This window comes from Rugamonas brunnea (assembly GCF_014042345.1).
Taxonomy (GTDB): domain Bacteria; phylum Pseudomonadota; class Gammaproteobacteria; order Burkholderiales; family Burkholderiaceae_D; genus Rugamonas; species Rugamonas brunnea.
In genome coordinates this window covers 55600-81307 of sequence record NZ_JACEZT010000017.1, presented here as the reverse complement: position 1 = coordinate 81307, position 25708 = coordinate 55600, and the positions used below count along the sequence as shown (strand labels likewise).

General features: G+C 66.8%; 27 protein-coding genes. 13 read left to right on the top strand and 14 right to left on the bottom strand.

All coding sequences use genetic code 11. The annotated features are described in order from the left end of the window. Positions 1-31: 31 nt before the first annotated feature. Genes H3H37_RS21315 through H3H37_RS21300 form a run of 4 tightly spaced genes read left to right on the top strand, consistent with a single transcriptional unit; the run spans position 32 to position 4538 of the window. Positions 32-1438, top strand: coding sequence for a KamA family radical SAM protein (locus tag H3H37_RS21315; protein WP_182166273.1), 1407 nt, complete (start codon positions 32-34; stop codon positions 1436-1438). A gap of 10 nt (positions 1439-1448) precedes the next feature. Continuing rightward, positions 1449-2753 carry an MFS transporter gene (locus tag H3H37_RS21310; RefSeq protein WP_182166271.1) on the top strand — a complete coding sequence of 435 codons (1305 nt, stop codon included), beginning with the start codon at positions 1449-1451 and terminating at the stop codon, positions 2751-2753. A 27-nt stretch (positions 2754-2780) separates the two neighbouring features. Beyond that, the gene (locus H3H37_RS21305) at positions 2781-3626 is read left to right on the top strand and encodes a prolyl hydroxylase family protein (RefSeq protein WP_182166269.1); all 846 of its coding nucleotides are present in this window, start codon (positions 2781-2783) and stop codon (positions 3624-3626) included. 60 nt (positions 3627-3686) lie between these two features. Further along, the gene (locus H3H37_RS21300; protein ID WP_182166267.1) at positions 3687-4538 is read left to right on the top strand and encodes a fumarylacetoacetate hydrolase family protein; all 852 of its coding nucleotides are present in this window, start codon (positions 3687-3689) and stop codon (positions 4536-4538) included. Positions 4539-4545: 7 nt separating this feature from the next. Here the strand turns inward: H3H37_RS21300 and H3H37_RS21295 are convergent, their stop codons facing one another. Next, positions 4546-5886, bottom strand: coding sequence for an aspartate aminotransferase family protein (locus tag H3H37_RS21295; protein ID WP_182166265.1), 1341 nt, complete (start codon positions 5884-5886; stop codon positions 4546-4548). A gap of 131 nt (positions 5887-6017) precedes the next feature. Here H3H37_RS21295 and H3H37_RS21290 point away from each other — a divergent pair, with 131 nt between their 5' ends. Next, a complete protein-coding gene (locus H3H37_RS21290) occupies positions 6018-6572 on the top strand; it encodes a carboxymuconolactone decarboxylase family protein (protein ID WP_182166263.1) in 555 nt (184 codons plus the stop codon). A gap of 76 nt (positions 6573-6648) precedes the next feature. Here the strand turns inward: H3H37_RS21290 and H3H37_RS21285 are convergent, their stop codons facing one another. From H3H37_RS21285 to yjgA, 3 genes are all read right to left on the bottom strand, one after another. Further along, complete coding sequence (locus H3H37_RS21285) at positions 6649-7317, bottom strand: alpha/beta hydrolase (protein WP_182166261.1); 669 nt, start codon at positions 7315-7317, stop codon at positions 6649-6651. Between the two features lie 110 nt (positions 7318-7427). Continuing rightward, complete coding sequence (gene mog / locus H3H37_RS21280; protein ID WP_182166259.1) at positions 7428-8036, bottom strand: molybdopterin adenylyltransferase; 609 nt, start codon at positions 8034-8036, stop codon at positions 7428-7430. Next, a complete protein-coding gene (gene yjgA, locus H3H37_RS21275) occupies positions 8029-8631 on the bottom strand; it encodes a ribosome biogenesis factor YjgA (protein WP_182166257.1) in 603 nt (200 codons plus the stop codon). The genes mog and yjgA overlap by 8 nt, the downstream gene beginning before the upstream one ends. Positions 8632-8725: 94 nt before the next feature. On the opposite strand from yjgA, the gene pmbA reads away from it, so the two are divergent. The 3 genes from pmbA to H3H37_RS21260 all read left to right on the top strand — a co-directional run bounded on the left by pmbA (position 8726) and on the right by H3H37_RS21260 (position 11923). Further along, on the top strand, positions 8726-10078 hold the full coding sequence (gene pmbA, locus H3H37_RS21270; protein WP_182166255.1) for a metalloprotease PmbA: 1353 nt from the start codon (positions 8726-8728) through the stop codon (positions 10076-10078). 140 nt (positions 10079-10218) lie between these two features. Further along, positions 10219-11313, top strand: a complete 1095-nt coding sequence (locus tag H3H37_RS21265; protein WP_182166253.1) for a TRAP transporter substrate-binding protein — start codon at positions 10219-10221, stop codon at positions 11311-11313. Positions 11314-11464: 151 nt separating this feature from the next. Then, positions 11465-11923, top strand: a complete 459-nt coding sequence (locus H3H37_RS21260) for a cache domain-containing protein (protein ID WP_182166251.1) — start codon at positions 11465-11467, stop codon at positions 11921-11923. Between the two features lie 4 nt (positions 11924-11927). Here H3H37_RS21260 and H3H37_RS21255 read toward each other — a convergent pair whose 3' ends face one another. The 7 genes from H3H37_RS21255 to H3H37_RS21225 form a co-directional block, all read right to left on the bottom strand. Next, positions 11928-13184 (bottom strand): hypothetical protein, encoded by a 1257-nt coding sequence (locus tag H3H37_RS21255; protein ID WP_182166368.1) that lies wholly within the window; start codon positions 13182-13184, stop codon positions 11928-11930. A gap of 95 nt (positions 13185-13279) precedes the next feature. After that, positions 13280-13768 carry a DUF4405 domain-containing protein gene (locus H3H37_RS21250; RefSeq protein WP_182166249.1) on the bottom strand — a complete coding sequence of 163 codons (489 nt, stop codon included), beginning with the start codon at positions 13766-13768 and terminating at the stop codon, positions 13280-13282. 3 nt (positions 13769-13771) lie between these two features. Continuing rightward, positions 13772-14602, bottom strand: coding sequence for an FAD:protein FMN transferase (locus H3H37_RS21245; RefSeq protein ID WP_182166247.1), 831 nt, complete (start codon positions 14600-14602; stop codon positions 13772-13774). Beyond that, positions 14599-15132, bottom strand: a complete 534-nt coding sequence (locus tag H3H37_RS21240; RefSeq protein ID WP_182166245.1) for an FMN-binding protein — start codon at positions 15130-15132, stop codon at positions 14599-14601. The genes H3H37_RS21245 and H3H37_RS21240 overlap by 4 nt, the downstream gene beginning before the upstream one ends. A 14-nt stretch (positions 15133-15146) precedes the next feature. Next, on the bottom strand, positions 15147-16538 hold the full coding sequence (locus H3H37_RS21235) for a putative porin (RefSeq protein ID WP_229218948.1): 1392 nt from the start codon (positions 16536-16538) through the stop codon (positions 15147-15149). A gap of 29 nt (positions 16539-16567) precedes the next feature. Continuing rightward, positions 16568-17773 (bottom strand): cytochrome-c peroxidase, encoded by a 1206-nt coding sequence (locus H3H37_RS21230; protein WP_182166243.1) that lies wholly within the window; start codon positions 17771-17773, stop codon positions 16568-16570. Positions 17774-17968: 195 nt separating this feature from the next. Continuing rightward, positions 17969-19096 carry a M14 family metallopeptidase gene (locus H3H37_RS21225; protein WP_182166241.1) on the bottom strand — a complete coding sequence of 376 codons (1128 nt, stop codon included), beginning with the start codon at positions 19094-19096 and terminating at the stop codon, positions 17969-17971. Positions 19097-19283: 187 nt separating this feature from the next. On the opposite strand from H3H37_RS21225, the gene H3H37_RS21220 reads away from it, so the two are divergent. Continuing rightward, positions 19284-20369 carry a TRAP transporter substrate-binding protein gene (locus H3H37_RS21220; protein WP_182166239.1) on the top strand — a complete coding sequence of 362 codons (1086 nt, stop codon included), beginning with the start codon at positions 19284-19286 and terminating at the stop codon, positions 20367-20369. Here the strand turns inward: H3H37_RS21220 and H3H37_RS21215 are convergent. The 3 genes from H3H37_RS21215 to paaX form a co-directional block, all read right to left on the bottom strand. Continuing rightward, a complete protein-coding gene (locus H3H37_RS21215; protein WP_182166237.1) occupies positions 20350-21219 on the bottom strand; it encodes an alpha/beta hydrolase family protein in 870 nt (289 codons plus the stop codon). The two genes, H3H37_RS21220 and H3H37_RS21215, sit on opposite strands and share 20 nt — an antisense overlap. Then, positions 21216-21863 (bottom strand): TetR/AcrR family transcriptional regulator, encoded by a 648-nt coding sequence (locus H3H37_RS21210; RefSeq protein ID WP_182166235.1) that lies wholly within the window; start codon positions 21861-21863, stop codon positions 21216-21218. The genes H3H37_RS21215 and H3H37_RS21210 overlap by 4 nt, the downstream gene beginning before the upstream one ends. A gap of 104 nt (positions 21864-21967) precedes the next feature. Further along, complete coding sequence (paaX, locus tag H3H37_RS21205) at positions 21968-22894, bottom strand: phenylacetic acid degradation operon negative regulatory protein PaaX (RefSeq protein WP_182166233.1); 927 nt, start codon at positions 22892-22894, stop codon at positions 21968-21970. A gap of 187 nt (positions 22895-23081) precedes the next feature. Here paaX and paaA point away from each other — a divergent pair, with 187 nt between their 5' ends. The 4 genes from paaA to paaD are packed head-to-tail and all read left to right on the top strand — an operon-like array spanning position 23082 to position 25705. Further along, positions 23082-24071: a 1,2-phenylacetyl-CoA epoxidase subunit PaaA gene (gene paaA, locus H3H37_RS21200; RefSeq protein WP_182166231.1), complete on the top strand. Its 990-nt coding sequence runs from the start codon at positions 23082-23084 to the stop codon at positions 24069-24071. 24 nt (positions 24072-24095) lie between these two features. Beyond that, on the top strand, positions 24096-24380 hold the full coding sequence (paaB, locus tag H3H37_RS21195) for a 1,2-phenylacetyl-CoA epoxidase subunit PaaB (RefSeq protein WP_182166229.1): 285 nt from the start codon (positions 24096-24098) through the stop codon (positions 24378-24380). Positions 24381-24395: 15 nt separating this feature from the next. Beyond that, positions 24396-25151 carry a 1,2-phenylacetyl-CoA epoxidase subunit PaaC gene (paaC, locus tag H3H37_RS21190; protein ID WP_182166227.1) on the top strand — a complete coding sequence of 252 codons (756 nt, stop codon included), beginning with the start codon at positions 24396-24398 and terminating at the stop codon, positions 25149-25151. Further along, positions 25145-25705, top strand: coding sequence for a 1,2-phenylacetyl-CoA epoxidase subunit PaaD (paaD, locus tag H3H37_RS21185; RefSeq protein ID WP_375540024.1), 561 nt, complete (start codon positions 25145-25147; stop codon positions 25703-25705). Before paaC ends, paaD begins: the two co-directional genes overlap by 7 nt. Positions 25706-25708: the final 3 nt, after the last annotated feature.

Sequence of the window (25708 nt, the reverse complement as noted above, 5' to 3'; positions counted from 1 at the left end):
CCCGGCCACCCCATCGCCACAGGAGCACGCCATGACCACCGAAGCCGCCGCCGTCAAGTTCAAGCCCTATATCCGCCAGACCATCGCCCAGGCGCCCCAGTGGGCCGCCATGGCGCCCGAGTTGCGCGAAGCCGTGCAGGTGGTGTCGCACGTGCTGCCGTTCCGCACCAACGCCTATGTGATGGACCATTTGATCGACTGGAGCAACATCCCCGACGATCCCATCTTCCGGCTCACCTTCCCGCACCGCGACATGCTGCCGGCGCACGAGTACGCGCGGCTGCGCGAGCTGGTGCTGGGGCGCGCCGACCAGGCCGCGCTGGTCAAGCTGGTGCGCGAGATCCGCATGCGCATGAACCCCCACCCGGCCGGCCAGATGACGCACAACGTGCCGCGCGTGAACGACGCGCCGCTCAAGGGCTTGCAGCACAAGTACAAGGAGACGGTGCTGTTCTTCCCCAGCGCCGGCCAGACCTGCCACGCCTATTGCACCTTCTGCTTCCGCTGGCCCCAGTTCGTGGGCATGGACGACATGAAGTTCGACGCGCGCGAATCGAACGAGCTGGCCGCGTACCTGAAGCTGCACCCGGAGGTGACGGACGTGCTGATCACGGGCGGCGATCCGCTCATCATGAACACGCGCTCGCTGGCGGCCTACATCGAACCGCTGCTGGTGCCGGAGCTGGCCCACATCCAGAACATCCGCATCGGCACCAAGTCAGTGGCCTACTGGCCGCAGCGCTTCGTGACGGATGCCGACGCGGACGACTTGCTGCGCCTGTTCGAGCGCGTGGTCGCCAGCGGCAAGAACATGGCCATCATGGGCCATTACAACCACGCCGTGGAACTGCGCCAACCCATCGCCCAGCAAGCCGTCAAGCGCATCGTCGGCACCGGCGCCACGCTGCGCATGCAGGGGCCGCTGATCCGCCACATCAACGAGGACCCGAAGAGCTGGGCCGAGCTGTGGCAGACCGGCGTGCGGCTGGGCGCCATCCCGTATTACATGTTCGTCGAGCGCGACACGGGGCCGCGCGAATATTTCCAGCTGCCGCTGGTGAAGGCACACGAGATCTTCCAGGCCGCCTACCAGATGGTGTCGGGCCTGGCGCGCACGGTGCGCGGGCCGTCCATGAGCGCCTTCCCTGGCAAGGTGGTGATCGACGGCGTGGCCCACATCGGCGGCGAGAAGGTGTTCGCGCTGCAGTTCCTGCAGGCCCGCAACGCCGACTGGGTGCGCAAGCCGTTCTACGCGCGCTACGACCCGCAGGCGACGTGGATGGACGACCTGCGCCCCGCCTTCGGCCGCGACAAATTCTTCTTCGAGACGGAAGGCGACGGCCATCCGTCCGCGCCGCGCAAGGTGATCCCGCTCACGCCGGTCCGCCACGAGGACGATGGCGGCGGCGCCTGCGCGGTCCACAGCAACGTGGCCTAGGGCGCGCGCCATGGCCACGCCCACGCGGCAACCGGGCCAGCTGGGCGGGCTGGCCATGTTCTGCCTGGTGTTCCTGCCATTCGCGCTCGGGCATTACCTGTCCTGCCTGATGCGCACCGTGAACGCCATGCTGGCGCCGCAGCTGGTGGCCGCGCTGGGCCTCACGCCCGGCCAGCTCGGCCTGCTGACCAGCGCCTTCTTCTTCGCGTTCGCGGTGGTGCAGCTGCCGGTGGGGATGGCGCTGGACCGCTGGGGCCCGCGCCGCGTGCAGCCGGTGCTGCTGCTGGTGGCGGCGCTGGGCGCGCTGGCCTTCTCGGGCGGGCGCAACTTCAGCGAACTGGTCTGGGCGCGGGCCGTGATCGGCTTTGGACTGGGCGGCTGCTTCATGTCGGCCGTCAAGGCCATCTCGACCTGGATCGCGCCGGCCAGGCTGCCCTCCGTGCACGGCTACCTGATCGCCGTGGGCGGGCTGGGCGCCGCCTCGGCCACCTTGCCGGTGCGGCTGGCGCTGCACTACACGGACTGGCGCGGCCTGTTCATCGGCCTGGGACTGGCGGCGGCCGCCATCGGCCTGCTGATCCACCTGCTGTCGCCGGCGCCGCCGCCCACCCGCGGCGCGCCGCTCACGCGCGAGGCCGTGCTGGCCGTGTACCGCCATCCCGCGTTCCGCGAGACGGCGGCGCTGGTGCTGGTGCCGCACACGGTGTTCTTCGGCATGCAGGGCTTGTGGATAGGGCGCTGGCTGAGCGACGTGGCGCGCTTCTCCGACGCGGCCGTGGGCTACCTGCTGTACCTGGGCATGGCGGCCATCATCTTCGGCGCCATCTTCGTCGGCATGGTGACGGAATGGGCCGGGCGGCGCGGCGTGCGGCCGCTGACGGTGGCGGCGGCCGGCATCGCGCTGTTCATCGCCGTGCAGCTGGGCTTCGTGATCGGCTACGCGCCCAGCTACCAGCTGCTTTCGGTGCTGTTCACGCTGGTGGGCACCATCACCGGCATCGAATACGCGATCGTCGCGCAAAGCATGCCGCCAGCCCTCACGGGACGGGCGGCCACCTGCCTGAATTTGCTGATCTTCCTGGGCGCGTTCGCCGTGCAGGCCGGCTTCGGGCAACTGGTGGGCTGCTGGCAGGCCAACCTGCTGCACCAGTACCCGGCTGTGGCCTACCGCTGCGGCTTCGCCGTGCTGGTGGCGCTGCAGTTGCCGGGACTGTTGCGTTTTGTGTGGCGCCAGTGGCGCCCGCGCACGCCGGTGCGCGCGGGTGCGGCGCATGGGGGTAAAATCAACCTTCCATCCGGCAGTCCGGCGCACTGACACTGCACTCTACTGGGGAGGTAGCACATGACCACTTCCGTGTTCGCCACCCTGCCACCCGACTGGCAGGCCTGGATCAGGGACAACCTGGCGCGGGCGTGCAGCCCGCACGACATGGCCGACAGCATGGCCCGCTCCGGCCAGTACAGCATGGCGTTCGCGCGCGCCGCCATTGGCGAAGCACTGGGCGCCGATTCGCTCGCGGCGCTGGGCCAGCGCGAAGGCATGCCGCAAGTGGACACGTCCAGCAACCGGCTGGCCGTGGACGACCGCGCGGTCGACATCCTGTGCGCGCTGCGCCAGCCGCGCGTGGTCCTGCTGGGGAACGTGCTGGGCGAGGACGAGTGCGACGCCATCGTGGCCCATTGCGACGGGCGCTACGCGCGCTCCACCGTCACCAGCGAGGAGGACGGCGCCAGCACCGTGCATGACGGGCGCACCAGCGAGATGGCCTTCATCCAGCGCGGCGAGTGCGCGCTGGCCGACCGCATCGAACAGCGGCTGGCCGTGATCGCCCAGTGGCCGGTGGAGCGCGGCGAACCGTTCCAGCTGCAGAAATACGGCGTGGCGCAGGAATACCGTCCCCATTTCGACTGGCTCAATCCCGACTCGGACGGCCACCGCGCCCACCTGCGGCGCGGCGGCCAGCGGCTGGCCACCTTCATCCTCTACCTGAGCGACGTGGAGCAGGGCGGCGGCACGGCGTTTCCCAACATCGGCCTGGAAGTCTTTCCCCGCAAGGGCAACGCGCTGTTCTTCCTCAACACGGACGCCAGCCGCCGGCCGGACCAGCAGACGCTGCACGCGGGCTGCCCCGTGGTGTGCGGCACCAAGATCATCGCCAACAAGTGGTTGCGCGCGGGCGTGTACTAGCTGAGCCTTCGGTTAGAATGGCGGGCTTCAAGCTACCCGTTCAGGCAACCAAGGAAAAGTATGAGACTCGTGCGTTACGGCCGTCCCGGCAAAGAGAAACCAGGTTTGATCGACGACTTCGGCAAGCTGCGCGACCTGTCGGGCGTGATCGACGACATCGGCCCCGAACAGCTGTCAGCCAAGGCCCTGCGCAAGCTGGCCAAGCTCGATCCCGAGACGCTGCCGGCCGTGCGCGGCAATCCCCGTTTCGGCGTGCCGCTGGCCAAGGTCGGCAAGTTCATTGGCATCGGCCTCAATTACTCGGACCATGCGGCCGAATCGGGCATGCCCGTGCCCAAGGAACCGATCGTGTTCATGAAAGCCACCTCCTGCCTGAACGGCCCGGACGATCCCATCATGCTGCCGCAAGGCTCCAAGAAGACGGACTGGGAAGTGGAACTGGGCGTGGTGATCGGCACGCGCGCCCAATACGTGAGCGAGGAAGATGCGCTTAAGTACGTGGCCGGTTACTGCGTCGTCAACGACGTGTCCGAGCGCGCATTCCAGCTGGAGCGCGGCCCGCAGTGGGACAAGGGCAAGGGTTGCGACACCTTCGGCCCCGTCGGCCCATGGCTGGTGACGCAGGACGACATCTACGACGTGCAGCAGCTGGACCTGTACCTGGACCTGAACGGCAAGCGCATGCAGACTGGCAGCACGGCGACCATGATCTTCACGGTGGCGCAGCTGGTGAGCTACCTGTCGAAGTTCATGACGCTGGAGCCGGGCGACATCATCGCCACCGGTACCCCGCCCGGCGTGGGCCAGGGCCGCAAGCCGCAGCGCTTCCTGAAGAAGGGCGACCAGCTGCGCCTGGGCATCGCCGGCCTGGGCGAACAGCAGGCCGACGTTATCGCCTGGCAGGCGCGCTGAGTTCAGTCTAGCCGACGCGGGCCAGCGCCCGCGTCAGCGCGTCGTCCAGCCGCGAAACGATTTCGGCCAGGTCGGCCTCGGTGGCGATGAACGGCGGCGCCAGCAGGATATGGTCGCCGCGCCGGCCATCGATGGTGCCGCCCATCGGATAGACCATCAGGCCGCACGCCATGGCCTGCTCCTTGATGGCGGCGTGCAGTTTCAACTCAGGCGCGAACGGCTCCTTGCTGTCCCGGTCGCGCACCAGTTCCAATCCCAGAAACAGGCCGCGCCCGCGGATGTCGCCCACGTGCGGGTGGGCGCCGAACGTTTGTTCCAGCATGCCCCGCAAGGCAGCGCCACGCGCGGCCACCTGTGACAGCAGATCGTCGCGCCGGATCACCTGCTGCACGGCCAGCGCGGCCGCCGCCGCCACCGGATGGCCCATGTAGGTGTGCCCGTGCTGGAACACGCCGCTGCCTTCGCGCAGGCGTGTGACGATGGGCGCGCGTGCGAGCACGGCACCGATAGGCGCGTAGCCGGCGCCCAGGCCTTTGCCCAGCGCCACCAGGTCCGGCACCACGTCCTCCTGTTCGATTGCATACAGCGTGCCGGTGCGGCCCATGCCGCACATGACTTCATCCGCGATGAACAGGATGCCGTACTTGTCGCACAGCGCGCGCACGCCCCGGAAGTAGTCGGGCGTGGGCGGCACGGCGCCGCCGGTGGCGCCCACCACAGGCTCGGCGCAAAACGCGATCACCCGTTCCGGCCCCGTCTCGACGATGCATGCCTCCAGCTCCGCCAGCAGGGACAAGGTGTAGTCATCCACGCTCTGGCCGGGCGCGCGGTCGCGGTATTCGTAGCAGGGGGAGACGCGCGCCACGTCCATCAGCAGCGGTGCGAAATGCTGGCGGCGCCACTCGTTGCCGCCCAGGGCCAGCGCGCCCAGCGTGTTGCCATGGTAGCTCTGGCGGCGGGCGATGAACATGGTGCGCTCCGGCTGGCCGGCCTCGACGAAATACTGGCGCGCCAGTTTGAGCGCCGTTTCGATCGCCTCCGAGCCGCCGGACACGAGGTAGACATGATCGAGGTCGCCCGGCGCGTCCGCCGCCAGCGTGGCCGCCAGTTCCTCGGCCACCTCGGTGGTGAAGAAGCCCGTATGGGCGTAGGCGGTGCGGTCGATCTGCGCGTGCATGGCGGCCAGCACGTCGGGGTGGCCGTGACCCAGCGACGACACGGCCGCGCCGCCGCTGGCGTCGATATAGCTATTGCCGCTGGCGTCGCGCACCAGTATGCCGGCGGCGCTGACGGCGGTGGGCGGAAGTTGACGCAGGTTGCGGTGGATGATGTGGCTGTTTTTGCTCATGACGTTCTCTGGGTGTGGGTGCGGAATTGGATGACGGACAGCAGAAGATATACGGGAACGGCTTGTGTTCTGTTGATATATACCCGACTATGGGCGAATATTTTTACATCTTCCTTAAGGACCGCATGTCGATGACAGACCGCCTCCCACCCATTCCCTTTGCCCAGCTCAGCGCCGCCCAGCAGGTGGCGGCGCGAGCCGTAATCGACGGCCCGCGTGGTGCCCTGTACGGGCCGTTCGTGCCGTTGATACGCAGTCCGGAATTGATGGAGGCAGCCCAGCGCATGGGCGAATATTTGCGCTACCGCAGCGCCATCGGCACGCGCCTGTCGGAACTGGCGATCCTGGTGACGGCGCGACAGTGGAGTCAGCCGGTGGAATGGGCCATCCATGCACCCATCGCGCAGGACAGCGGCATCGCGCCGGCCATCATCGAGGCCATCGCGGCGCGCCAGCGGCCGGAAAACATGACGGAGGACGAGGCCCTGGTGCACGACTTCTGCATCGAACTGCAGCAGCGCCAGCGCGTCGGCGACGATACCTATGCGGCCGCGCTGGCGCGCTTCGGCGAACACGGCGTGGTCGACCTGATGGGGATAAATGGCTATTACACTTTTCTGGCGATGGTGATGAACGCGGCACAGACGCCCGCGCCACCATCGCGCGCGGCGCCGTTGGCGCCCTAGCCGGCGGCCGGCCAGGGTAAGCGGGCGCCTGGCCAACGCCGGGCATCATGCGCCGGCGCCGGCGCTGGTGCCAGCCTTATGCCAGCACGCGCTTGAGCCACGCGCTGATGTGCACCACTTCCTCCTGGCACACCGAGTGCTGCATCGGGTACTCGTGCCATTCCACGTTGTAGCCCAGTTGCTTGAGCAGGTCGCGCGACTGTTCGGCGCGCGCCACGGGCACCACCGGATCCATGCGGCCGTGGGCCATGAAGATGGGCGTGGCCTTGCTGGCGGCCGTGTGCTCGGCGATGGCCTTGTCGGCGATCGGCACGTAGCCCGACAGGCACATCATGCCGGCCAGCTTGCCCGCCTGGCGCAGACCCGTTTGCAGCGTCATCGCGCTGCCTTGCGAGAAGCCGGCCAGGATGATGCGCTCCAGCGGAATGCCGCGCGCGTTCTCGCGCGCGATCAGCGCTTCCACCTGGCCCTGCGAGGTGCGCAAGCCTTTCTCGTCCTCGTGGCGTCCCAGGTCGGTGGCCACGATGTCGTACCAGGCGCGCATCACGTAGCCGCCGTTGATCGTGACGGGCATCATTTCGGCGTTGGGGAACACGAAGCGGATGCCGGGCAGGCCGGCCAGGTCCAGTTCGCGCACCATGGGCACGAAGTCGTTGGCGTCGGCACCCAGGCCGTGCATCCAGATGATGGCCACGGTGGGATTGGGGGCCGATTCGATGTCGATGGTTTGCAGCAGAGTGCTCATGGGTTTCCTTGCTTTCTTTGCATATGACGGGACGGTGACCAGCGCGCCGGCGGCCAGCACGGCTTGAACAAACGCGCGCCGGCGCATGCGGGTCAGGTGGCTCAGGTGGCTTAGGTGGCGGCCGGGCGCAGCGCCGACTTGGGCCGGAACGCCTTGCAGACGGCGGGATCGGTTTCCATGTACGGGCCGCCGATCAGGTCCACGCAGTACGGCACGGCGGCGAAGATGCCGCCCACGATGCTGTTGCCGCTGGCGTCCTTCAAGCCTTCCAGGGTCTCCTGGATGGCCTTGGGCTGGCCCGGCAGGTTCATGATCAGGGCCGCGTGGTCGGCCGTCTCGCGGATCACGGCCGTCTGGCGCGACAGGATGGCGGTCGGCACGAAGCGCAGGCTGATCTGGCGCATCTGCTCGCCGAAGCCCGGCATTTCTTTGCTGCCCACGGCCAGCGTGGCCTCGGGCGTGACATCGCGCCGCGCCGGGCCGGTGCCGCCCGTGGTCAGCACCAGATGGCAGCGGGCCTGGTCCACCAGCTCGATCAGGGTGGCTTCGATCAGCGGACGCTCGTCGGCGATCAAACGGGTCTCGACCCGGAACGGGGTGGTCAAAGCGCGCGTGAGCCAGTCGCGCAGCGCGGGGATGCCCTGGTCCTGGTACACGCCGCCGCTGGCGCGGTCCGACACGGACACCAGGCCGATCACCAGTTCCACGTCCTTACTCATCGCCGGACTCGTCGTCTTCGTCGGCCGCGTCATCGGCGGCGGCCGGCTTGTTCTTGTTGGCCTCGATCTGCTTGAGGATCTGGAAGATCTCGCGGTAGGCCTTTGGCGGCTTGTTCTCGGCCTGCTCCTTGCGGGCGTTGCGGATCAGGGTGCGCAGATGTTGCGCGTCCAGCTCCGGGTTTTCGGCCAGCAGGGTGGTCAGGGCCTTGTCGTCGGCCAGCAGCTTTTCGCGGCGCCGTTCCAGCGCGTGCATGGCGGCCGTGTCGGCCTTGGAGGCGCCTTTCCAGCCGTCGATGGTCTTCTGGATCAGGGCCACTTCGGCCTCGTCCAGCGTGCGCATCTTCTTGCCGACGAACTGCATCTGGCGGCGCCGGCCTTCATGGTTGGTGATGGTCTGGCATTCGAGGATGGCCTCGCGCACGTCCTCGGGCATGGGCACGCGCTTGACGCGGTCGCGCGGCTCGGCCACCAGCGCCTCGCCCAGCTCCTGCAGCGCGTTCATCTGGCGCTTGAGCTCCGATTTGGATGGGCGTTCGTATTCCTGCTCGAACTCGGAAGATTGGTAGCCGACGGCACCGCGGTTTGGATTTACCATAATATTAACTTGCGGTTTGGCGCAAGGCCGCCCCTATAAACTGTAAACGACTGCTATGATAACTGTTTTAGCGGTCATCCGAAGAAATCACCACATGAGCGACTCCGTTTTTACCCATACCCAGGACCAATTGAAACAGCTCGCGCGCGACGTGCTGGCCTACGCCCGCGAGAAGGGCGGCACCGATTGCGCGGTCGAGATCAGCGAGGGCAGCGGCCTGTCCGTCTCGGTCCGCAAGAGCAAGATCGAGACGATCGAGCAGAACCGCGACAAGGGCATGGGCGTGACGGTGTTCATCGGCCAGAAGCGCGGCAATGCCAGCACCTCCGACTTTTCGCCGGCCGCCCTGCGCGCCACGGTGGAAGCGGCCTACAACATCGCCTGCTTCACGGCCGACGATGATTGCGCCGGCCTGGCCGACGCCGACATGCTGGAAATGGCCCCGCAAGACCTGCAGCTGTTCTACCCGTGGAATATCAGCACCGAGGAAGCCGTGGCGCTGGCCCAGCGCGCCGAGGCGGCGGCGTTCGCCGTCGACCCGCGCGTGACCAATAGCGAGGGTGCCGGCGTGCACGTGCAGCAGTCGCATTTCGTGTCGGCCAATTCGCGCGGCTTCATCGGCGGTTATCCTTATTCGCGCCACACGCTGTCGGTGGCGCCCATCGCCGGCAAGGGCGCCAAGATGCAGCGCGACGACTGGTACAGCTCCGTGCGCGATCCGGCCAAGATGTCCTCGCCCGAGGCGATCGGCCGCTACGCCGCCGAACGCGCGCTGGCGCGCCTGAACGCGCGCAAGATCGACACCCGCACCTGCCCCGTGCTGTTCGAGGCGCCGCTGGCCGCCGGCCTGCTGGGCGCCTTCGTGCAAGCCACGTCCGGCGGTGCGCTGTACCGCAAGTCCACCTTCCTGCTCGATTCGCTGGGCAAGGCCGTGTTCCCGTCCCACATCCAGGTCACGGAAGACCCGCACATCCTCGGCGCCGTCGGTTCGGCCCCGTTCGACGAGGAGGGCGTGCGCACCGTCAAGCGCGACGTGGTCAAGGATGGCGTGGTGCAGGGCTACTTCCTGTCCACCTATTCGGCCCGCAAGCTGGGCATGAAAACCACGGGCAACGCGGGCGGTTCGCACAACCTGTCGCTCACTTCGTCCAATACAAAGCCGTCCGACGACTTTGTCGCCATGCTGAAGAAGATGGGCACCGGCCTGCTGGTGACGGAGCTGATGGGCCAGGGCACCAACTACGTGACGGGCGACTACTCGCGCGGCGCCTCCGGCTACTGGGTCGAGAATGGCGTGATCCAGTACCCGGTGGAGGAGATCACCATCGCCGGCAACATGAAGGACATGCTGGCCCAGATCGTGGCCGTGGGCGCGGACGTGCTGGTGCGCGGCACCAAGCAGACCGGCTCCATCCTGATCGAGAAGATGGTGGTGGCCGGCGCCTGACGACCGGTCCGTATTCGCCGCAGTGCAGCACGGCCGCCTCGCGCGGCCGTCTTTATTTTCGTTGCAAGGTTTCTCCACTGCTCATACACTGTGACGTGCATCAGCGTTATGCCTTCACACACACAGAGGAGATACCCAGCATGGAACGTCGTTCCTTCCTGAAGAAAGCGGCAGCGGGCACGGGCGCCGGCGTGATCGCCGCACCGGCCCTGGCGGCCGACGCCCTACCGAACATCAACTGGCGCCTGGCGTCGAGCTTCCCCAAGTCGCTGGACACCATCTTTGGCGCGTCCGACACCTTCACGCGCCGCGTACACCAGCTCACGGGCGGCAAATTCAACATCCGCAGCTTCGCCGCCGGCGAGATCGTCCCCGGCCTGCAGGTGATGGATGCGGTACAAGCTGGCACGGTGGAGATGGGCCACAGCGCTTCGTACTACTACTTCGGTAAGGACGCCACCTTCGCCTTCGACTGCGCGGTGCCGTTCGGCCTCACGTCGCGCCAGCACACGGCCTGGTTCGACCAGGGCGGCGGGCGTGACCTGACGCGCGAGTTCTTCAAGGGCTACGGCATCATGAACTTCTTGGGCGGGAACTCGGGCACCCAGATGGGCGGCTGGTTCCGCAAGGAAGTCAAGACCGTGGCCGACCTGAAGGGCACCAAGATGCGCATCGGCGGCTTCGCCGGCAAGGTGATGGAGCGTCTGGGCCTGGTGCCGCAGCAGCTGGCCGGTGGCGACATCTACCCGGCGCTGGAGAAGGGCACCATCGACGCGGCCGAGTGGGTTGGCCCGTACGATGACGAAAAGCTGGGCTTCTACAAGGTGGCGCCGTTCTACTACGCGCCGGGCTGGTGGGAGGCGGGCGCTAATTTCTCGTTCTATGTCGGCATCAAGGAATGGGAAAAGCTGCCCAAGGAATACCAGGCCGCGCTGGAAGTGGCGACCTATGAGGCGCACGTGGTGATGCAGGCCGAGTACGACGCCAAGAACCCGGTAGCGCTGGCGCGTCTGCTGAAGAACGGCGTCAAGCTGCGCAACTTCCCGAAAGACACGATGGACGCATGCTACAAGGCGGCCAACGATGTGATGAACGACGAAGCGGCCAAGAACGCCAAATTCAAGAAGATCTACGAGCCGTGGAAGCGTTTCCGCCAGGACCAGAACCAGTGGGCTTCGGTGGCCGAGGCGACCATGCAGAACTACCTGATCAGCGCCGGCCGCGGCGGCCGTTAAGCAGCAACCGGGGTCAGGTCATGAAGGCAGGCAAGTTGCTTGTCGCAATGACCTGACCCCGGTTTTCATTTTGCTACGTGTAGTCCCTTATTGAAACGCAATTGATTGCGGAGCGATACTAGTTGGTAGACCACCCAAAGGAGACATTAACATGCGCAAATTCATTTCGGCGTTCCTGATCAGCGCGCTGTGCCTGGTCAGCAACTGCTTCGCAGAAGACCACGGAACGGCCGAGCAGGCCGTGCAGATGGTGCACAAAGTCATCGCCGACATCAAGGCCCATGGCCGCGACAAGACCATCGCAGAGATCAATACCCTCAGCCCTAACTACCGCGACCGCGACCTGTACGTGACCATCATGGACTTGAAGGGCGTGGAACTGGCCCATGGCAGCAACAAGCGCATGCAGGGCGTCAACCTGATCGACATCAAAGACCAGGACGGCAAGCTGTATATCCGCGAGCGGCTGGAAATGGCCAAGGCCAAGGGCAAGGGCTGGCAGGACTACAAGTTCGTCAACCCCGTCTCCAAGACCATCGAACCGAAGTCCATGTACTTCGAAAAATACGAAGACCTGATCGTCAGCTGCGGCATCTACAAGGACAAGTAAGCGCCTATTTGTCGCAGCGCGCGCTGGCCGGCTGGCCGCACACGATCAGCCGGTCTACGTCCGGATTGCCAAGGTAGTCCAGGTGGGCCAGGTCGGGCCGTTCCAGCAGCCCGAGCCAGGTGGGCGCGTTCGAGACGAGGATGTTGAACACCACCACGCCCGCGCCGTCGTAGCGTTGCGGCGGCAGGGTGTAGGACAGCAGGTCGTTCGGGTCGGTGAAGCCGACCAGCACCAATGGCGACGTCGCTGCGCGTACGTTGCCTGCCGACGCCTTGCCCGCACCCGTACCTGCGCCCGCACCCGCACCCGCACCCGCGCTTGTGCCCGCGCCTGCGCCTGTGCGCACGCGGCGCAAGGCCAGCAACTGCTGCAAACTGTCTTGCGATTCTGCCGGGGCGCGTAGTTCTTTTCCAGCCATGAGCGGCTGGTCGGCCATCGCCAGCAGCGGGATCTGGTTGGCCGCCATCACCAGGTAGCGCAGCCGGTCCACGGCTTGTCGCGCCAGCCGCGCCGGCGGCGAGGCCCCATCTTCATTCGTCATGCGCAGCAGTGTGTCGAACAGCAGTTTGCTGCCCATGCTGTGGGAAATCACCACCAGCGGCACTTGCGCCGCCATGTTGCCCATCCGTTCTGCATTTTCCTTCTGCCGCGCCGCCAGCACCTGCACGATGGCATCCCGCATGGCCAGCTGCATCTGCTCGCGCGCTGCGCCTTCGTAGATGATGGCGTCGGGCAGGCAGTCGTCCACCAGTGTGTCCTTGCCTCGCGCGTTCAGGCGCGCGCGCGTGAGGCCCACCGTGGGCTGGCCTGCGCATTCGGCGGATGCTTCGCTGTGGTCGTAACAGAGCTGGCTCTTGATGCGCCGGGTCAGGGGGGACCAGATCAGGGCGTCCACGCGCAGCTTGCCGTAGCGGGTGTCGAGCGTGGTGGGGATGACCTGTACGCGGCCATCTTCGGCCGGGGGCGGGGGCGGCGCCGGTTCGGCGGAGGCGGCGCCCATGGCCTGGCCCAGTTGCGTCGCCACGCGCGGGGCCCAGCTGGCGTCGTGGCTGCAGATGCCGTGCACTAGCAATACATCGACGGGTTTTCCATTGGCGTTGGCCAGCAGGTCGGCCAGGCCGGGGAAGCGGGTGTCCGCCTGCATGTTCACTGGCGGATGGTAGGGTGTGCCGCAGGCGGAGAGCAGCAGCGCGGCCAGCAGGGCCAGCGCGGATGCCGGGCATGGCGACGGGCGTGGCGTGGGGCAGGTGGGGGACTTCATGACGGATCTCCAGAGTAGCGCACGGGCGCGCGATGGAGTCCAGTGTATTTTTCCTGCGGCGGCCAGCTTTGCGGCGCCGCAGGGGAGGCGCGGGTCTAGTGGTGGTGATGCGGGTTGCTGCGCCGTCCCAGCACCACGTGCAGCACGAACAGCGCGCCCGTCGCCAGCCCCACCACCCAGTGCAGCGCCGACCACACAGGGCGGTCGCCCTCGCCGGCCAGGTAGTACAGGCCGAAGCCGGTGGCGATCAGGAACAGCAAGGTGACGATCATGCCCCAGCCCGTGGCCAGGTTGCGGCCGGCCTTGAGCGCGCGCCGGATATGGGCGTTCATCAGGCTGCCGACGAAGAACAGGGACAGCATGACAGCCGCGCCGTGCAGCTTCATCGACCACGGTTCCAGCGGGTGGACCGTCTCACCGAATTCGCCGGCCTGGCGCAGCCAGTAGCGCGCCACCAGCCACGCGGCGCCGCTGGCCAGCAGCAGGGCCAGGCTGGCGTACACGCAGCGGCGGTGCCAGCGTTCGAGCTTGAGGTTGATGTGGAGGCGGGCGGCGGCCCGTTGTTGGGTGGTCTGAGTGTGCATCGGCTAGATTATAAGCGCTGTGGCGTTCATGGCGCGCAGCGCCGGGTGTTCGCGGTCGCCGCTGGCCAGCACCACCTTGGTCAGCGCGTCGGCCACGGCGCAGCTGGCGGCGCGCACGGAGACACTGGCGCCGTCCGTGATGGGCATGCCATCGCGGCCATCGACCAGCGCGCTGATGGTGCGCCCGGCGTGCTGGCGCGCTGTGAAATAGTTGGCCGAGGTGGCCAGCGCCTCGTTGCGGATGGTGATGCGGGCGCCGGCCCGCGCCAGCGCGCGCGGATCGCGGATCGTCACCGGCCACGGCGCGTCGCCGATGGCGCGCAAGTCGCCGCCCGCGTTGACGCAGGCGCTGGTCACGCCGGCTGCGCACAGCGCTTCGATGGCCAGGTCGACGGCGTAGCCCTTGGCGATGCCGCCCAGGTCCACCCAGCCCGGCGCCGCCTTGCGCACCATGTTGTTCGCTTCGCAGCGCAGCACGGTCACGCCGGGGCGGTAGGCCGGCAGGTCGGCTTGCGGCGCGGGCAGGCACTCCCAGTCCACCAGGCGCGGCGCGCAGGCGATGTTGAAGATGCCGTCCGACTGGTCGGCCACTTGCTGGGCCAGGTGCAGCACCTGCCAGGTGTGGGGATGGACGGCGAGGGTGTCGCTGGCCCAGGCCAGGTTGAGGCGGGCCACGTCGCTGGCGCTGTCGTGAAAACTCATCAGGCGGTGCACCAGCGCCACTTGCGCGAACGCTTGCGTGACCGCCTGTTGCGCGTCGTCCGGCGCCAGCGCGGCGTCGGCCACGGTGATCTCCACCATGGTCCCCAGCCAGGGCTGGGCGCGCCGTATCATTTTTTCAGCGCCACCTGGGCGATGGCGGTGATGCGCCGCACGCCGTCCGTCAGGTGGGTGCACGACAGCGTGGCGCCGCTGATGTTGTTGATGCCGTCGCCGATGGCCAGCCCGGCCGGCGCCGTCTTGCCGACGAACTGGCGGCGCCACGCCGGGGTGCGGATTTCGCCGCCGTGGCTTTCGCGGTAGGCCAGGATTTCCACCTGGCGGATGGTGGCGTCCGGATTGAGGCCGACGGCGTACGAGATCAGCTCGAACTTGCCGACCACGTCGTCGAGCACCATGTAGCCGAGCAGGGCGTCGCCCTTGTAGGCGCCGAACACGCGCCAGTTCACGGAGCGGGCCGGCAGGCCGGCCAGCTTTTCCACCTGCTGCATCTGCGGCAGGGTGAGCGCCACGTTCTGTTCGCGGAAGCTGGTGGCGTCCGCGAACATCAGCTTTTGCGCCTGCGCCACGTCCAGGTACTGGGTGGCGAAGGCGGGCGCACAGGCGGCACCGGCCGCCAGCGGGATCAGGGCGAGGTAGCGCATGGCCGGCCCGGCGATCAGTACGAGAAGCCCACGCCCAGGTTCAGGCGGTCGCGGGTTTTGTCTTCGCGGAATTTCTGGTAGTCGGCCTTCAGCACCACGCCTTCGCCCACTTTCAGGTTGGCGCCGACGGTGGCCACTTTCTCGTCCGTGCCGGCGGCCACGTCCAGGCCCTGCGGCAGGGCGGCGTAGGTCTTGGCCGTGTTGAACTGCTCATAGCGCACGAAGGGGCTCAGCACGTAGTCGCCCGATTTGAGCAACTGGTAGGCCGCCTGCATGTACCAGCCGGCGAAGCTGCTCGGCACCGGAGTCGGGCTGCCGACCAGCGTGGCGTTCAGCGCTTCCGTGTTGCTGATCTGGCCGCGCGCATACAGGGCCGACAGGTCCCAGTGGCCCGGCGTGTAGCGGGTGTGCAGGTCGTAGACGGTGACGCGGGCGTCCTGGCCGGCGAAACCGGCGGCCTTGTGGCCAGCCTTGCCAGTGAAGACCGAGCCGCCCACCAGCAGGCCCGGCACGCCGCGCCAGTTCAGGGCCGCGTGCACGCTCAGGTCGCGCGACTTGGCTTGCTGGCCTTCCTGGTGGATGGCGCCCAGCGGCGATTCACGGCCGTCTTCCGAGGTGGCGTCCCACTTGCCCAGGTCGAAGCCGGTGGTGATGCCGGTGTCCCAGGTCAGGCCGCCGGCCGTGTCGCCCGACAGGCCCACGCCCACTTCACGCCAGGTGGAGGGGATGATGGCCGTCTCGACGAAGTTGCGCTCGACGCCGTAGTAGGCGGTCGGCTCGTGGTTGGTGTTGAGCAGGCCCGATGGGATCAGGAACAGGCCGGCCTTGCCGCGCAGGCCGTTGGAAAATTCGCGCTCGATGTACAGCTGTTCGACTTCGCTTTCGCCCTTGTCGTCGGCCGAGACGACGGCGTGTTCCCATTCGAACTCGGAGACCATCTTGGTCTTGTCGTCGAAGCGGTGGGTGATGCCGATCACGGCGCGGCGCACGTCGGCCTGGGCGGCGCTGGCGTCCTTGGTGGGACGGTTGTAATTGATCTCGCCGTAGCCGGTGACGATGGTGGCCGGGGCGGAGGCGGCTGCTGCCCATGCCGCTGCGGGAGCGGCGGGAGCGGCAGGCGCGGCCGGTGCTGCTGGAGCGGCAGGGGCTGCGGGGGCAGCAGGGGCTGCAGGGGCGGCCGGCGCGGCGGCCATGGCTTGCTGGCGCTGCTCGACGGCTTCCGTCTTCTTGACGCTGGCGCGCAGTTCAGCCTTCAGCTGTTCCAGCTCGGCGGACATTTTCTCGATACGCTGCAGCAGTTCCGCTTCGCTCGCCGTGGCGGCCAGCGGTGCGTTCAGGAAGGCTGCCGCCAGGGCCACCGCGATCACACGTTTGTTCATCATCTTGCTCGTCGTTTTGCTCATCATGTTCTCTCTATCGTCTGCAGGTCTGAAGGTTAATGCTTGTAGCCGTCGGTGAGGGTGCCGAGGAACTGCACCAGGTCGTCGATTTCGGCCGGCGACAGGGCGGGCGCCATGCCGGGCTGGCGGTTGTAGGGCACTTCCGTCACGTTGACGTTGGCGCGGTATTGGGGCGGCAGGTCGTTGAACTTCTCCACCGAGCCGTCGGCGTTGACCGGATACCACAGCGCGGGATTGGTGTCGCGCGTGACGTAGAAGCGCACCACGTCGGTCAGGTTGCTGAACGCGCCGTTGTGGAAGAACACCTTGCGCGTGGCCACGTTGCGCAGCGTGGGTACCTTGAAGGCGCCGCACAGGTCGGCGCGGTCGGCCAGGTCGGTGCGGTCCGGGCCGCACAAGCCCAGGTCGAAGTAGCTTGGATCGGCGGTGGCGGCCAGGCGCGGGTTGCGCGGCACGCCCAGGTTGTCGAAGGTGAAGTCGGTGAACAGGGGCGCCGCGCCGTCCGCACCGCGCGCGCTCGTGTGGCAGGCCGCGCAATTGCCCTTGGTGGGGTTGTTGAACAGGGCCAGGCCGCGCAGTTCGGCGTCGGCCAGTTGCACTTTACCGGCCAGGAACAGGTCGTACTTGGAATCGTAGGGGTGGAACGACGGGTCTTCCAGCTGGAACTGCTGCAGCGCGTAGGTCATGCGGCTGAAGGCCTGCTCGGGCTGGTCGAGGATGGTGTCGCCGAACTGCTGGCGGAAGCGGGCCGCGTATGGCGTCTGCTTCAGGCGGGCGATGACGTCGGCCACGCTGGCGTTGGCCATTTCGTGTGGCGCCAGGAACGGGCGCTGGCCCTGCTCGGCCAGCGACTGGGCGCGGCCGTCGCGGTCGAAGCCGCCCGTGGGCGTGCCATCCTTGGCGAAGGCGAAGACCGGGGTGCGGTCCAGGTAGCGCAGCGAGGGCGCGGCGCGGAAGCCGGGCGTGGTGCCGTCCGGGCCGCCCAGTTCCGCCGCCAAGTCGCTGGTGGGGCCGTGGGCGTTGGCCGGGTTGTGGCAACTGGCGCACGACTGGCGGCCGGAGGCGGACAGCGACTGGTCGCTGAAGATCAGCGCGCCCAGTTGGGCCGGTTCGCTCAGCTTGGCTGTGGGCGTGGGGGCGGTGCTGTTACCAGAGGAGGAACCGCCGCCGCAGGCGCTCAGGGCCAGCAGCACGGCGGCGCCTGCCAGGCGCGTCAAGGTCGCAGGAAGTGTCATTCGCATTGCAAGAGCGTTGTTGGTTTAACTGCAAATGAGAATGATTATAATTTGCGATTTGTTTGAAGGCAATACGCCGGACGGCGTAGCTTGATTTGATGCGGGTTGGAAATTGGACGGGGGCCAGGTCCAGCATGCGTACATGGGTTCCTGTATGCAGCTTGGTGCTGGCCCCCTGGTGACGAAGATGTAAGTGAGTGCTTACTGTGCGCGCAGCGCTTGCAGGACCGGCTGCAGGATGGATTTGCCCAGCTCGGCGCTACGGGCGCCGCTCCAGCCGGCTTCCGGGTCGGGATCGTTGGCGTTGTCCTTGAACGGCATTTCCAGCGTCAGCGACAGGCAGCCGAAGGCGTGGGTGACGTAGGGCGAGCCCATGGTCAGCGTCTCGGCCGTGAACGGGGTGGCGCCGTAGCCATGCTCGTCCTGGAAGTCCGGGCTGGCGATCTTGAAGTCGGCGATGAACTTCTGCTGGGCCGCCGCCTGCTCGGCCGTGAACTCGGGCAGCGATTCGCTGCCGGCCACGAACACGTAGGGCAGGCCTTCGTCGCCATGCACGTCGAGGAACAGGTCGCAGCCCACTTCGTGCATTTTCTCGCGCACCAGGAACACTTCCGGGCTGCGCGCCATGGTGGGGTTCATCCACTCGCGATTGAGGTTGGCGCCGGCCGCGTTGGTGCGCAGGTTGCCGCGCACGGAGCCGTCCGGGTTCATGTTCGGCACCACGTAGAATTCCGCCTCCGTCAGGCACTGGCGGCCGAACGGGTTGGCCGGGTCCAGCAGCGCCTCGACCATGCCTTCGACGAACCATTCGGCCATCGTCTCGCCCGGATGCTGGCGCGCGATCACCCACACTTTTTTCTCGGCGGCCGGATTGCCGATCACCAGCATGTTGAGGTCGCGGCCATCGATGGTGCTGCCCAGGTCCACCAGCTGCACCAGCGGCGACAGCTGCGCCGAGTCGAGCAGGGCCAGGTGGCGTTCCCACGAGTAGGGCTCGAAATAGGCGTAGTACACGCTGTCGTGGGTGGGCGTGTGGTCGATCGTCATCACCTGGCCATCGAAGCTGGTGGGCACGCGGAACCAGGTTTCGCGGTCGTAGCTGGCCACGGCCTCGTAGTCCTTCCAGCCGTCCGGATAGGCGCTCTGGCCGGCGTTCAGGAAGCGCATGGTGAGCGCCGTTTCGCGCGCGCCCTGCACGCGGAAGAAGAACCACTGGGTGATGTCGGCGTGCGAGTCCTTGCGGATATTGAGCTCGATGGCGGAAGGGGCGTCCGCGCGCAGCACGTCGATCGCGCCGGCATCGAATTGATGGCTGATTTTGATAGGCATTACAGGTGTCCTGTTGAATTCAGAGTGAAAGTCCATTGCGCTTGTGGCGCAATTGTCGCAATGATACTAGCTTTGGTCACGTGCAGGCCGCAAACGGGGCGTGTGCGATTGCCCGTCTGGCAAGATGGCTCTACACTTAACGGCCCGCTTGTCGTTCCGGCGAAACCAATTATTCGGAGTCCAGTTCATGCAGCGTCGTTCCTTCCTCACCAAATCCGCCGCCGGCGCCACCGCCGCCGCCCTGTCCGCGCCGGCCCTGGCGCAAAGCCAGCCCGCCATCAGCTGGCGCCTCACCTCCAGCTTCCCCAAGACGCTCGATACCATCTTTGGCGCCTGCGACAAGTTCACCAAGCGCGTGGCCGAGCTCACGGGCGGCAAGTTCGTGATCCGCGCCTTCGCGGCCGGCGAGATCGTGCCCGGCTTCCAGGTGCTGGACGCGGTGCAGGCCGGCACGGTGGAGATGGGCCACACGCCGTCCTACTACTATTTCGGCAAGGATCCGGCGTTCGCCTTCGATTGCGCCGTGCCGTTCGGCCTCACCTCGCGCCAGCAGACGGCGTGGTTCGACCAGGGCGGCGGCCGTGAGCTGATGCGCGAATTCTTCAAGGGCTACGGCATCGTCAACTTCATGGCCGGTAACACGGGCACCCAGATGGGCGGCTTCTACCGCAAGGAGATCCGCTCGGTGGCCGACATGAAGGGCCTGAAGATGCGGGTGGCCGGTTTCGCCGGCCGCGTGATGGAGCGCATGGGCGTGGTGCCGCAGCAGATCCCGGCCGGCGACCTGTATGCGGCGCTGGAAAAGGGCACCATCGACGCGGCCGAGTGGGTCGGCCCGTACGATGACGAGAAGCTGGGCCTGGCCCGCGTGGCGCCGCACTACTACGCGCCGGGCTGGTGGGAGGCCGGCCCGCAGCTGTCGTTCTACATCAACCACAAGGAATGGGACAAGCTGCCCAAGGAATACCAGGCGGCCATCGAGGCAGCCAGCTACGAGTGCCACGTGGTGATGCAGGCCGAGTACGACGCCAAGAACCCGGCCGCGCTGGCGCGCCTGCTCAAGGCCGGCATCAAGCTGCACACGTTCTCGAAGGACATCATGGACGAAGCCTACAAAGTCACCCAGCAGGTGATGGAGGAGGAAGCGGCCAAGAACGCCAAGTTCAAGAAGATCTACGAGCCGTGGAAGCGCTTCCGCCAGGACCAGAACCAGTGGGCCTCGGTGGCCGAGGCGACCATGCAGAACTACCTGATCAGCATGGGACGCAAGTAAGACGCTGTTCCAGCCAGTCGCTCACCAGCGGCCACAGGATGGTTTCCTGCTCACGGCGGAAGAAGCCGAAGTGGCCGATGCGTTTCAAGCCGAACTGGCCGGGACTCAGTTCGCGGTAGTCCACCCGGGCGCCGCGGTAGGCCTCGTGCAGCATGCGCGAGCCTGATTCCAGCAGCAGCTCATCGTCGCTGAACGTCAGCCCCAGCACGGGCTGGCGCACGCGCGCGTACGCCTCGCGCGCGCCCGGTTCCCCTTGCAGCAGGTAGTCGGGCTGCAGACACCAGTGGCGCCACTGGTACATCACGCGGCGCGGGATGTCGCCCACCACGCCGATGCGGGCGCCGGGGAAGTAGCCGAACACGGGACACAGCAAGGGCGTGAACACATGCCACATCAACGGCGCCTTGCGCCGCACGCTGGGCTGGTTGTGGCGCAGCGCGCCGCTGCCCACGGCGATGTTGATCACGCCGCTCACTTTTTCTATCGAAGGCAGCAGCGGCACAGTCTGGCCACCGAGGCTGTGGCCGAGCACGAACAGCGGCAGGCCGTCTTGCCCTGCGCTGGCGTGGTGCAGCACGGCGTCGTAATCGAGCGTGACCCAATCCGTGATGTTGGCCGTGCAGGCGCGCCGCGCGCCGTGCCGCGATTCGCCCATGCCCCGGTAGTCGAAGGTCCAGACCCGGTAGCCCTGTTTGGCGAGGAAGGTGGCGAAGTCGTTGTAGAACGACTGGGGCACGGCCATCGCCGGCCCGATCACGATGTGGGCGCGCAGCGGCTGCGCCGGTTCGTAGGAATAGGCGGTCAGCGCGTGGCCGTCGTGGGCGTGCAGGGTGTGGCGGGTGCGGGTCATTGCTTCGGCTCCTGGTGGACGGGGCGGGGCAGGGTGGCGGCCAGGGCATCGTCCGTGGCCAGGCTGCGCCAGGCGGCGGCGCTCAGTTCGTCGATGGCGGCGCGCGGGTCGTGCAGCAATCGGCCGCCCAGCCAGTGGCGCGCCAGTTCCTGCGCGGGGCCCAGCAGCAGCGGGGCGTACAGCTCGGGCGCGAGGCGGCGCAATATCCCTTGCTGGAACCACGGCTTGAGCAGGGCCAGCATGGTCTTGAAATGGTTGGCCGTCAGTTCGCGGATGGCCTGGTCGTGGGCCGGGCTCACGGCCTGGCGCCGCGCGAACAGGAAGCGCGCCAGTTCGGGGCGCGCCACGATCCATTCCAGGTGGGTGGACAGCAGGTTGTGAATGGCGGTACGCGCGTCTTCCGCGGCGCGCACGCCGGCCAGCAGGCCGTTCCAGTAATCGTCCAGCCCTTGCGCGAACAGGGCGGCGGCGATGTTTTCCTTGGTGCCGAAGTGATGGTAGATGCTGCCCACGGAGGCCTGGCTGCGCTGGCGGATGTCGTCGATGGTGGCCGCTGCTATGCCTTTTTCGGCGAATACGGCCAGCGCGGCAGCCAGGATGGCGCTTTTGCGGTCGAGTGGGATGGTGGTGTCGGCTGTTTTCATGACTAGAATATTGTTCTAGAATTTTATTCTAGTCAAGACATGGACAAGCTAACAGATAGACTCCGGGCTCTAAACCCGGGATCTGAACGTGGGGAGAGGCTGGCTTAGCGCAGCCCGCCGAAACGCTGGTAGAAGCTGTCGTCCGCCTCGGGGGCCTGCTCGTCCTCGCGGCGCAAGGTGGCCATGATGAAGTCCTCGGCTTGCGCGAATACGAGGCGGTAGATGTCGCGCGCCAGTTCGTAAGCCTGGGCGCCCGGCCACGGGTCGGGCAGCAGTTCCACCGGCAACTGGGGATCGTGCAGTTGCACGCGACGGTAAGCGTGGATCAGCAGGCTGCGCACGACGAAGGCCTGCTGGGCGGAGATGGCAGGCTGCCCGCGCAGCAAGTCCAGCAGCGGCGTGAACTGGCGCATGAAATTCTGGTAGCCCGCTCCCACGTCCGACAAGTCCCAGCCCTCGGCCACCATGTCGCTGAGCGGGCGCGCGCTCACCTGCGGCAGCGTGCTGGCGCGGCACACGTACAGCTTGCCCCGCACGCCCACGCGGCCCAGCAAGGCTTCCAGCACATCGGCCTCGGCGGCCGGATGGCCGAAGATGCCGGGCGCGATCATGCTGTAGCCTTGCCACAACAGTTCCTTGCGCAGCGCGCTCCGTTCGGCCGGCGTGATGTTGCCGCCTGCGCTCAAGAGCAGGGTCCAGTTGCCGTCCCAGTGCAGTTGTAGCGGCGCGTAGATGCGGCGGTAGGCGCGGCTGAAACGGGCCATGGCCTCGGCTGGAATCGCATACGAGCTGCGGCGCCCGTCACGCTGCGCGCCCAGCCAGCCTTCCTGCGCCAGGCGGAACACGGAAGTGCGCAGCAGCCTGTCGTTTACGCCGAACGGCTCCAGTAGGTTGATCAGGCTGCCCAGCCACACCATGCCGCCGTGCGGCACCACGGCGTCGCCGAAGATGGTCACCACCAGCGATTTGGAACGGGGTGGGTCGGTGGCGAGGAAGTGGGCTATCCAGTCGTCGCAAGTCATCGTTGTCATGGGCAAAATCGGATCCGGCAAATTGAATGATGCAAACCAGGCAGCAGTTTACTTTGCCCCGGCTTGAGCGCAGCATTATTTTCATGCTTGCCTATGACAAGATACGAAATTTCGATATGACTCAAAAAACGTGTAGCCAAACGAAAATTCGTATCGTATGATGCGTTCTCTCACTAGGAGATCAATCATGTATGCACAGATGGTGGAAACGGGGCTCAAGCAAGTTCGCAACCTGGATGACATGAGCGCGGAAGAACGCGCGTTCCAGGAACGCATCGACGCCGGTGTCAAGATCGAGGCCAAGGACTGGATGCCGGACGCCTACCGCAAGACGTTGATCCGCCAGATCTCGCAGCACGCCCACTCGGAAATCGTGGGCCAGCTGCCGGAGGGGAACTGGGTCACGCGCGCCCCCACGCTCAAGCGCAAGTCCATCCTGCTGGCCAAGATCCAGGACGAGGCGGGCCACGGCCTGTACCTGTACAGCGCGGCCGAAACGCTGGGCGTCTCGCGCGACGAGCTGCTGGCCGCCCTCCATGCCGGCAAAGCCAAGTATTCAAGCATCTTCAACTACCCCACGCTGTCGTGGGCCGACATGGGCGCCATCGGCTGGCTGGTGGACGGCTCGGCCATCATCAACCAGATCCCGCTGTGCCGCTGCTCGTACGGCCCGTACTCGCGCGCCATGATCCGCGTCTGCAAGGAGGAATCGTTCCATGCGCGCCAGGGCTACGACATCATGCTGGCGCTGTCGCGCGGCACGCCCGAGCAGAAGGCCATGGCGCAGGACGCGCTGAACCGCTGGTGGTGGCCGTCGCTGATGATGTTCGGCCCGTCCGACGCGGCCTCGGTCAACAGCGCGCAATCGGCCCAGTGGCGCATCAAGCTGTTCTCCAACGATGAACTGCGCCAGCGCATGGTGGACCAGACCGTGCCCCAGGCCGAGTACCTGGGCCTGACCATTCCCGACCCCGACCTGAAGTTCAACGCCGAAACGGGCCACTACGAATTCGGCGAAATCGACTGGGATGAATTCCACGCCGTCCTGAAGGGCAACGGCCCCTGCAACCGCGAGCGCCTGGCCACCCGCGTCAAGGCCTACGAGGACGGCCAGTGGTTCCGCGACGCGCTCACGGCCTACGCCGACAAGCACGCCCCCGCCAAGGCGGCCGCCTGATAACGATAAAACGAGGAGAATCGCATGAGCAAAGAATGGCCATTGTGGGAAGTGTTCATCCGCAGCCAGCACGGCCTGGCGCACAAGCATGTGGGCAGCCTGCACGCGTCGGACGCCGAAATGGCGATCAATAACGCGCGCGACGTCTACACCCGCCGCAACGAGGGCGTGAGCATCTGGGTGGTGCGCGCGGCCGATATCGTGGCCAGCAGCCCGTCCGACAAGGGCGCGCTGTTCGAGCCGTCCAACAGCAAGGTGTACCGCCATCCGACCTTCTTCCCGATGCCGGAAGAAGTCAAGAACCTGTAAGCGGGAGTGTCCACCGTGGATCAAAACAAGTTCGACTATCTGCTGCGCCTGGGCGACAACGCCCTCGTGCTGAGCCAGCGCATCTCCGAATTGTGCGGCAAAGGGCCGGCGCTGGAGGAGGACATGGCGCTCACCAACGTCTCGCTCGACCTGCTGGGTCAGACCCGCCTGTGGTACAGCTACGCCGGCGAACTGGAAGGCGCGGGCCGCGACGAGGACCGCCTGGCCTTCCACCGCGACGCCCACCAGTTCCGCAACTGCCTGCTGGTGGAACAGCGCAACGGCAACTACGCCGACACCATGATGCGCCAGTTCTTCTTCGACACCTGGCACTACTTCCTGATCGGCGCGCTGACCAAATCGTCCGACGCGCGCATCGCCGGCATCGCCGAGAAGTCGCTAAAGGAAGTGACCTACCACCTGCGCCGCAGCGGCGACCTGGTGGTGCGCATGGGCGACGGCACGCCGGAGAGCCACGCCAAGGTGCAGGCCGCGGCCGACGCGCTGTGGATGTACACGGGCGAGATGTTCAACTACGACGCCGTCGACCAGGCCATGGTGGACGCGGGTGTGGCGCCGGCCGCCGCGCCGCTGCGGGCCCAGTGGCTGGAGCACGTGGCCGCCATCTTCGCCGAGGCCACCCTCGTCATGCCGTCGCCGGACGCGTGGATGCAAAAGGGCGGCAAGCAGGGCGTGCACAGCGAACACCTGGGTTACCTGCTGGCCGAGATGCAGTTCCTGCAGCGCGCCTATCCCGGCGCGGAATGGTGACGAAGGTGATGGCCATGCAAACCGCCGCCGTCACCGCCGAGCAGGTGTGGGCCTGGCTGGCCGAGGTGGCCGACCCCGAGATCCCCGTGATCTCGGTGGTGGACCTGGGCATCGTGCGCGCGGTCGAGGTGGCCGAAGACGGCGCCTGCACCGTCACCATCACGCCCACCTATTCCGGCTGCCCGGCCATGCAGGTGATCGCGGACGCCGTCACGGACGCGCTGCGCGCGCGCGGTGTGGCCGATGTGCGGCTGCAGACCCAGCTCACGCCAGCCTGGACCACGGACTGGATGAGCGAATCGGGCAAGGCCAAGCTGCGTGGCTACGGCATCGCCCCGCCGGTGCAGCAGGCCATCGACATCAGCGGCTTGCGGGACCGCCAGGGCGTCAAGCGCGGCGCCTTGCCGGGACTGGGCGCGCAGCCCGTCGTCGCCTGTCCGCAGTGCGGCTCCACCCATACGGAACTCACCAGCCAGTTCGGCTCCACGCCATGCAAGGCGCTCTATAAATGCCTGGATTGCCGCGAGCCTTTCGACTACTTCAAGTGCCACTGACCA

Bases quoted from the DNA above. Each gene is read 5' to 3' on its own strand.
- mog (WP_182166259.1), bottom strand. From the start codon at position 8,036: ATGAGTAAGGACGTGGAACTGGTGATCGGCCTGGTGTCCGTGTCGGAC.
- H3H37_RS21220 (WP_182166239.1), top strand. From the start codon at position 19,284: ATGCAGCGTCGTTCCTTCCTCACCAAATCCGCCGCCGGCGCCACCGCC.
- paaB (WP_182166229.1), top strand. From the start codon at position 24,096: ATGAGCAAAGAATGGCCATTGTGGGAAGTGTTCATCCGCAGCCAGCAC.
- H3H37_RS21250 (WP_182166249.1), bottom strand. From the start codon at position 13,768: ATGCACACTCAGACCACCCAACAACGGGCCGCCGCCCGCCTCCACATC.
- H3H37_RS21230 (WP_182166243.1), bottom strand. From the start codon at position 17,773: ATGCGAATGACACTTCCTGCGACCTTGACGCGCCTGGCAGGCGCCGCC.
- paaA (WP_182166231.1), top strand. From the start codon at position 23,082: ATGTATGCACAGATGGTGGAAACGGGGCTCAAGCAAGTTCGCAACCTG.
- H3H37_RS21210 (WP_182166235.1), bottom strand. From the start codon at position 21,863: ATGAAAACAGCCGACACCACCATCCCACTCGACCGCAAAAGCGCCATC.
- H3H37_RS21240 (WP_182166245.1), bottom strand. From the start codon at position 15,132: ATGCGCTACCTCGCCCTGATCCCGCTGGCGGCCGGTGCCGCCTGTGCG.
- H3H37_RS21300 (WP_182166267.1), top strand. From the start codon at position 3,687: ATGAGACTCGTGCGTTACGGCCGTCCCGGCAAAGAGAAACCAGGTTTG.
- H3H37_RS21295 (WP_182166265.1), bottom strand. From the start codon at position 5,886: ATGAGCAAAAACAGCCACATCATCCACCGCAACCTGCGTCAACTTCCG.
- H3H37_RS21290 (WP_182166263.1), top strand. From the start codon at position 6,018: ATGACAGACCGCCTCCCACCCATTCCCTTTGCCCAGCTCAGCGCCGCC.
- H3H37_RS21235 (WP_229218948.1), bottom strand. From the start codon at position 16,538: ATGATGAGCAAAACGACGAGCAAGATGATGAACAAACGTGTGATCGCG.
- H3H37_RS21310 (WP_182166271.1), top strand. From the start codon at position 1,449: ATGGCCACGCCCACGCGGCAACCGGGCCAGCTGGGCGGGCTGGCCATG.
- H3H37_RS21285 (WP_182166261.1), bottom strand. From the start codon at position 7,317: ATGAGCACTCTGCTGCAAACCATCGACATCGAATCGGCCCCCAATCCC.
- H3H37_RS21245 (WP_182166247.1), bottom strand. From the start codon at position 14,602: ATGATACGGCGCGCCCAGCCCTGGCTGGGGACCATGGTGGAGATCACC.
- paaX (WP_182166233.1), bottom strand. From the start codon at position 22,894: ATGACAACGATGACTTGCGACGACTGGATAGCCCACTTCCTCGCCACC.
- yjgA (WP_182166257.1), bottom strand. From the start codon at position 8,631: ATGGTAAATCCAAACCGCGGTGCCGTCGGCTACCAATCTTCCGAGTTC.
- H3H37_RS21255 (WP_182166368.1), bottom strand. From the start codon at position 13,184: ATGAAGTCCCCCACCTGCCCCACGCCACGCCCGTCGCCATGCCCGGCA.
- H3H37_RS21225 (WP_182166241.1), bottom strand. From the start codon at position 19,096: ATGCCTATCAAAATCAGCCATCAATTCGATGCCGGCGCGATCGACGTG.
- paaD (WP_375540024.1), top strand. From the start codon at position 25,145: ATGGTGACGAAGGTGATGGCCATGCAAACCGCCGCCGTCACCGCCGAG.
- H3H37_RS21265 (WP_182166253.1), top strand. From the start codon at position 10,219: ATGGAACGTCGTTCCTTCCTGAAGAAAGCGGCAGCGGGCACGGGCGCC.
- H3H37_RS21215 (WP_182166237.1), bottom strand. From the start codon at position 21,219: ATGACCCGCACCCGCCACACCCTGCACGCCCACGACGGCCACGCGCTG.
- H3H37_RS21260 (WP_182166251.1), top strand. From the start codon at position 11,465: ATGCGCAAATTCATTTCGGCGTTCCTGATCAGCGCGCTGTGCCTGGTC.
- H3H37_RS21305 (WP_182166269.1), top strand. From the start codon at position 2,781: ATGACCACTTCCGTGTTCGCCACCCTGCCACCCGACTGGCAGGCCTGG.
- pmbA (WP_182166255.1), top strand. From the start codon at position 8,726: ATGAGCGACTCCGTTTTTACCCATACCCAGGACCAATTGAAACAGCTC.
- H3H37_RS21315 (WP_182166273.1), top strand. From the start codon at position 32: ATGACCACCGAAGCCGCCGCCGTCAAGTTCAAGCCCTATATCCGCCAG.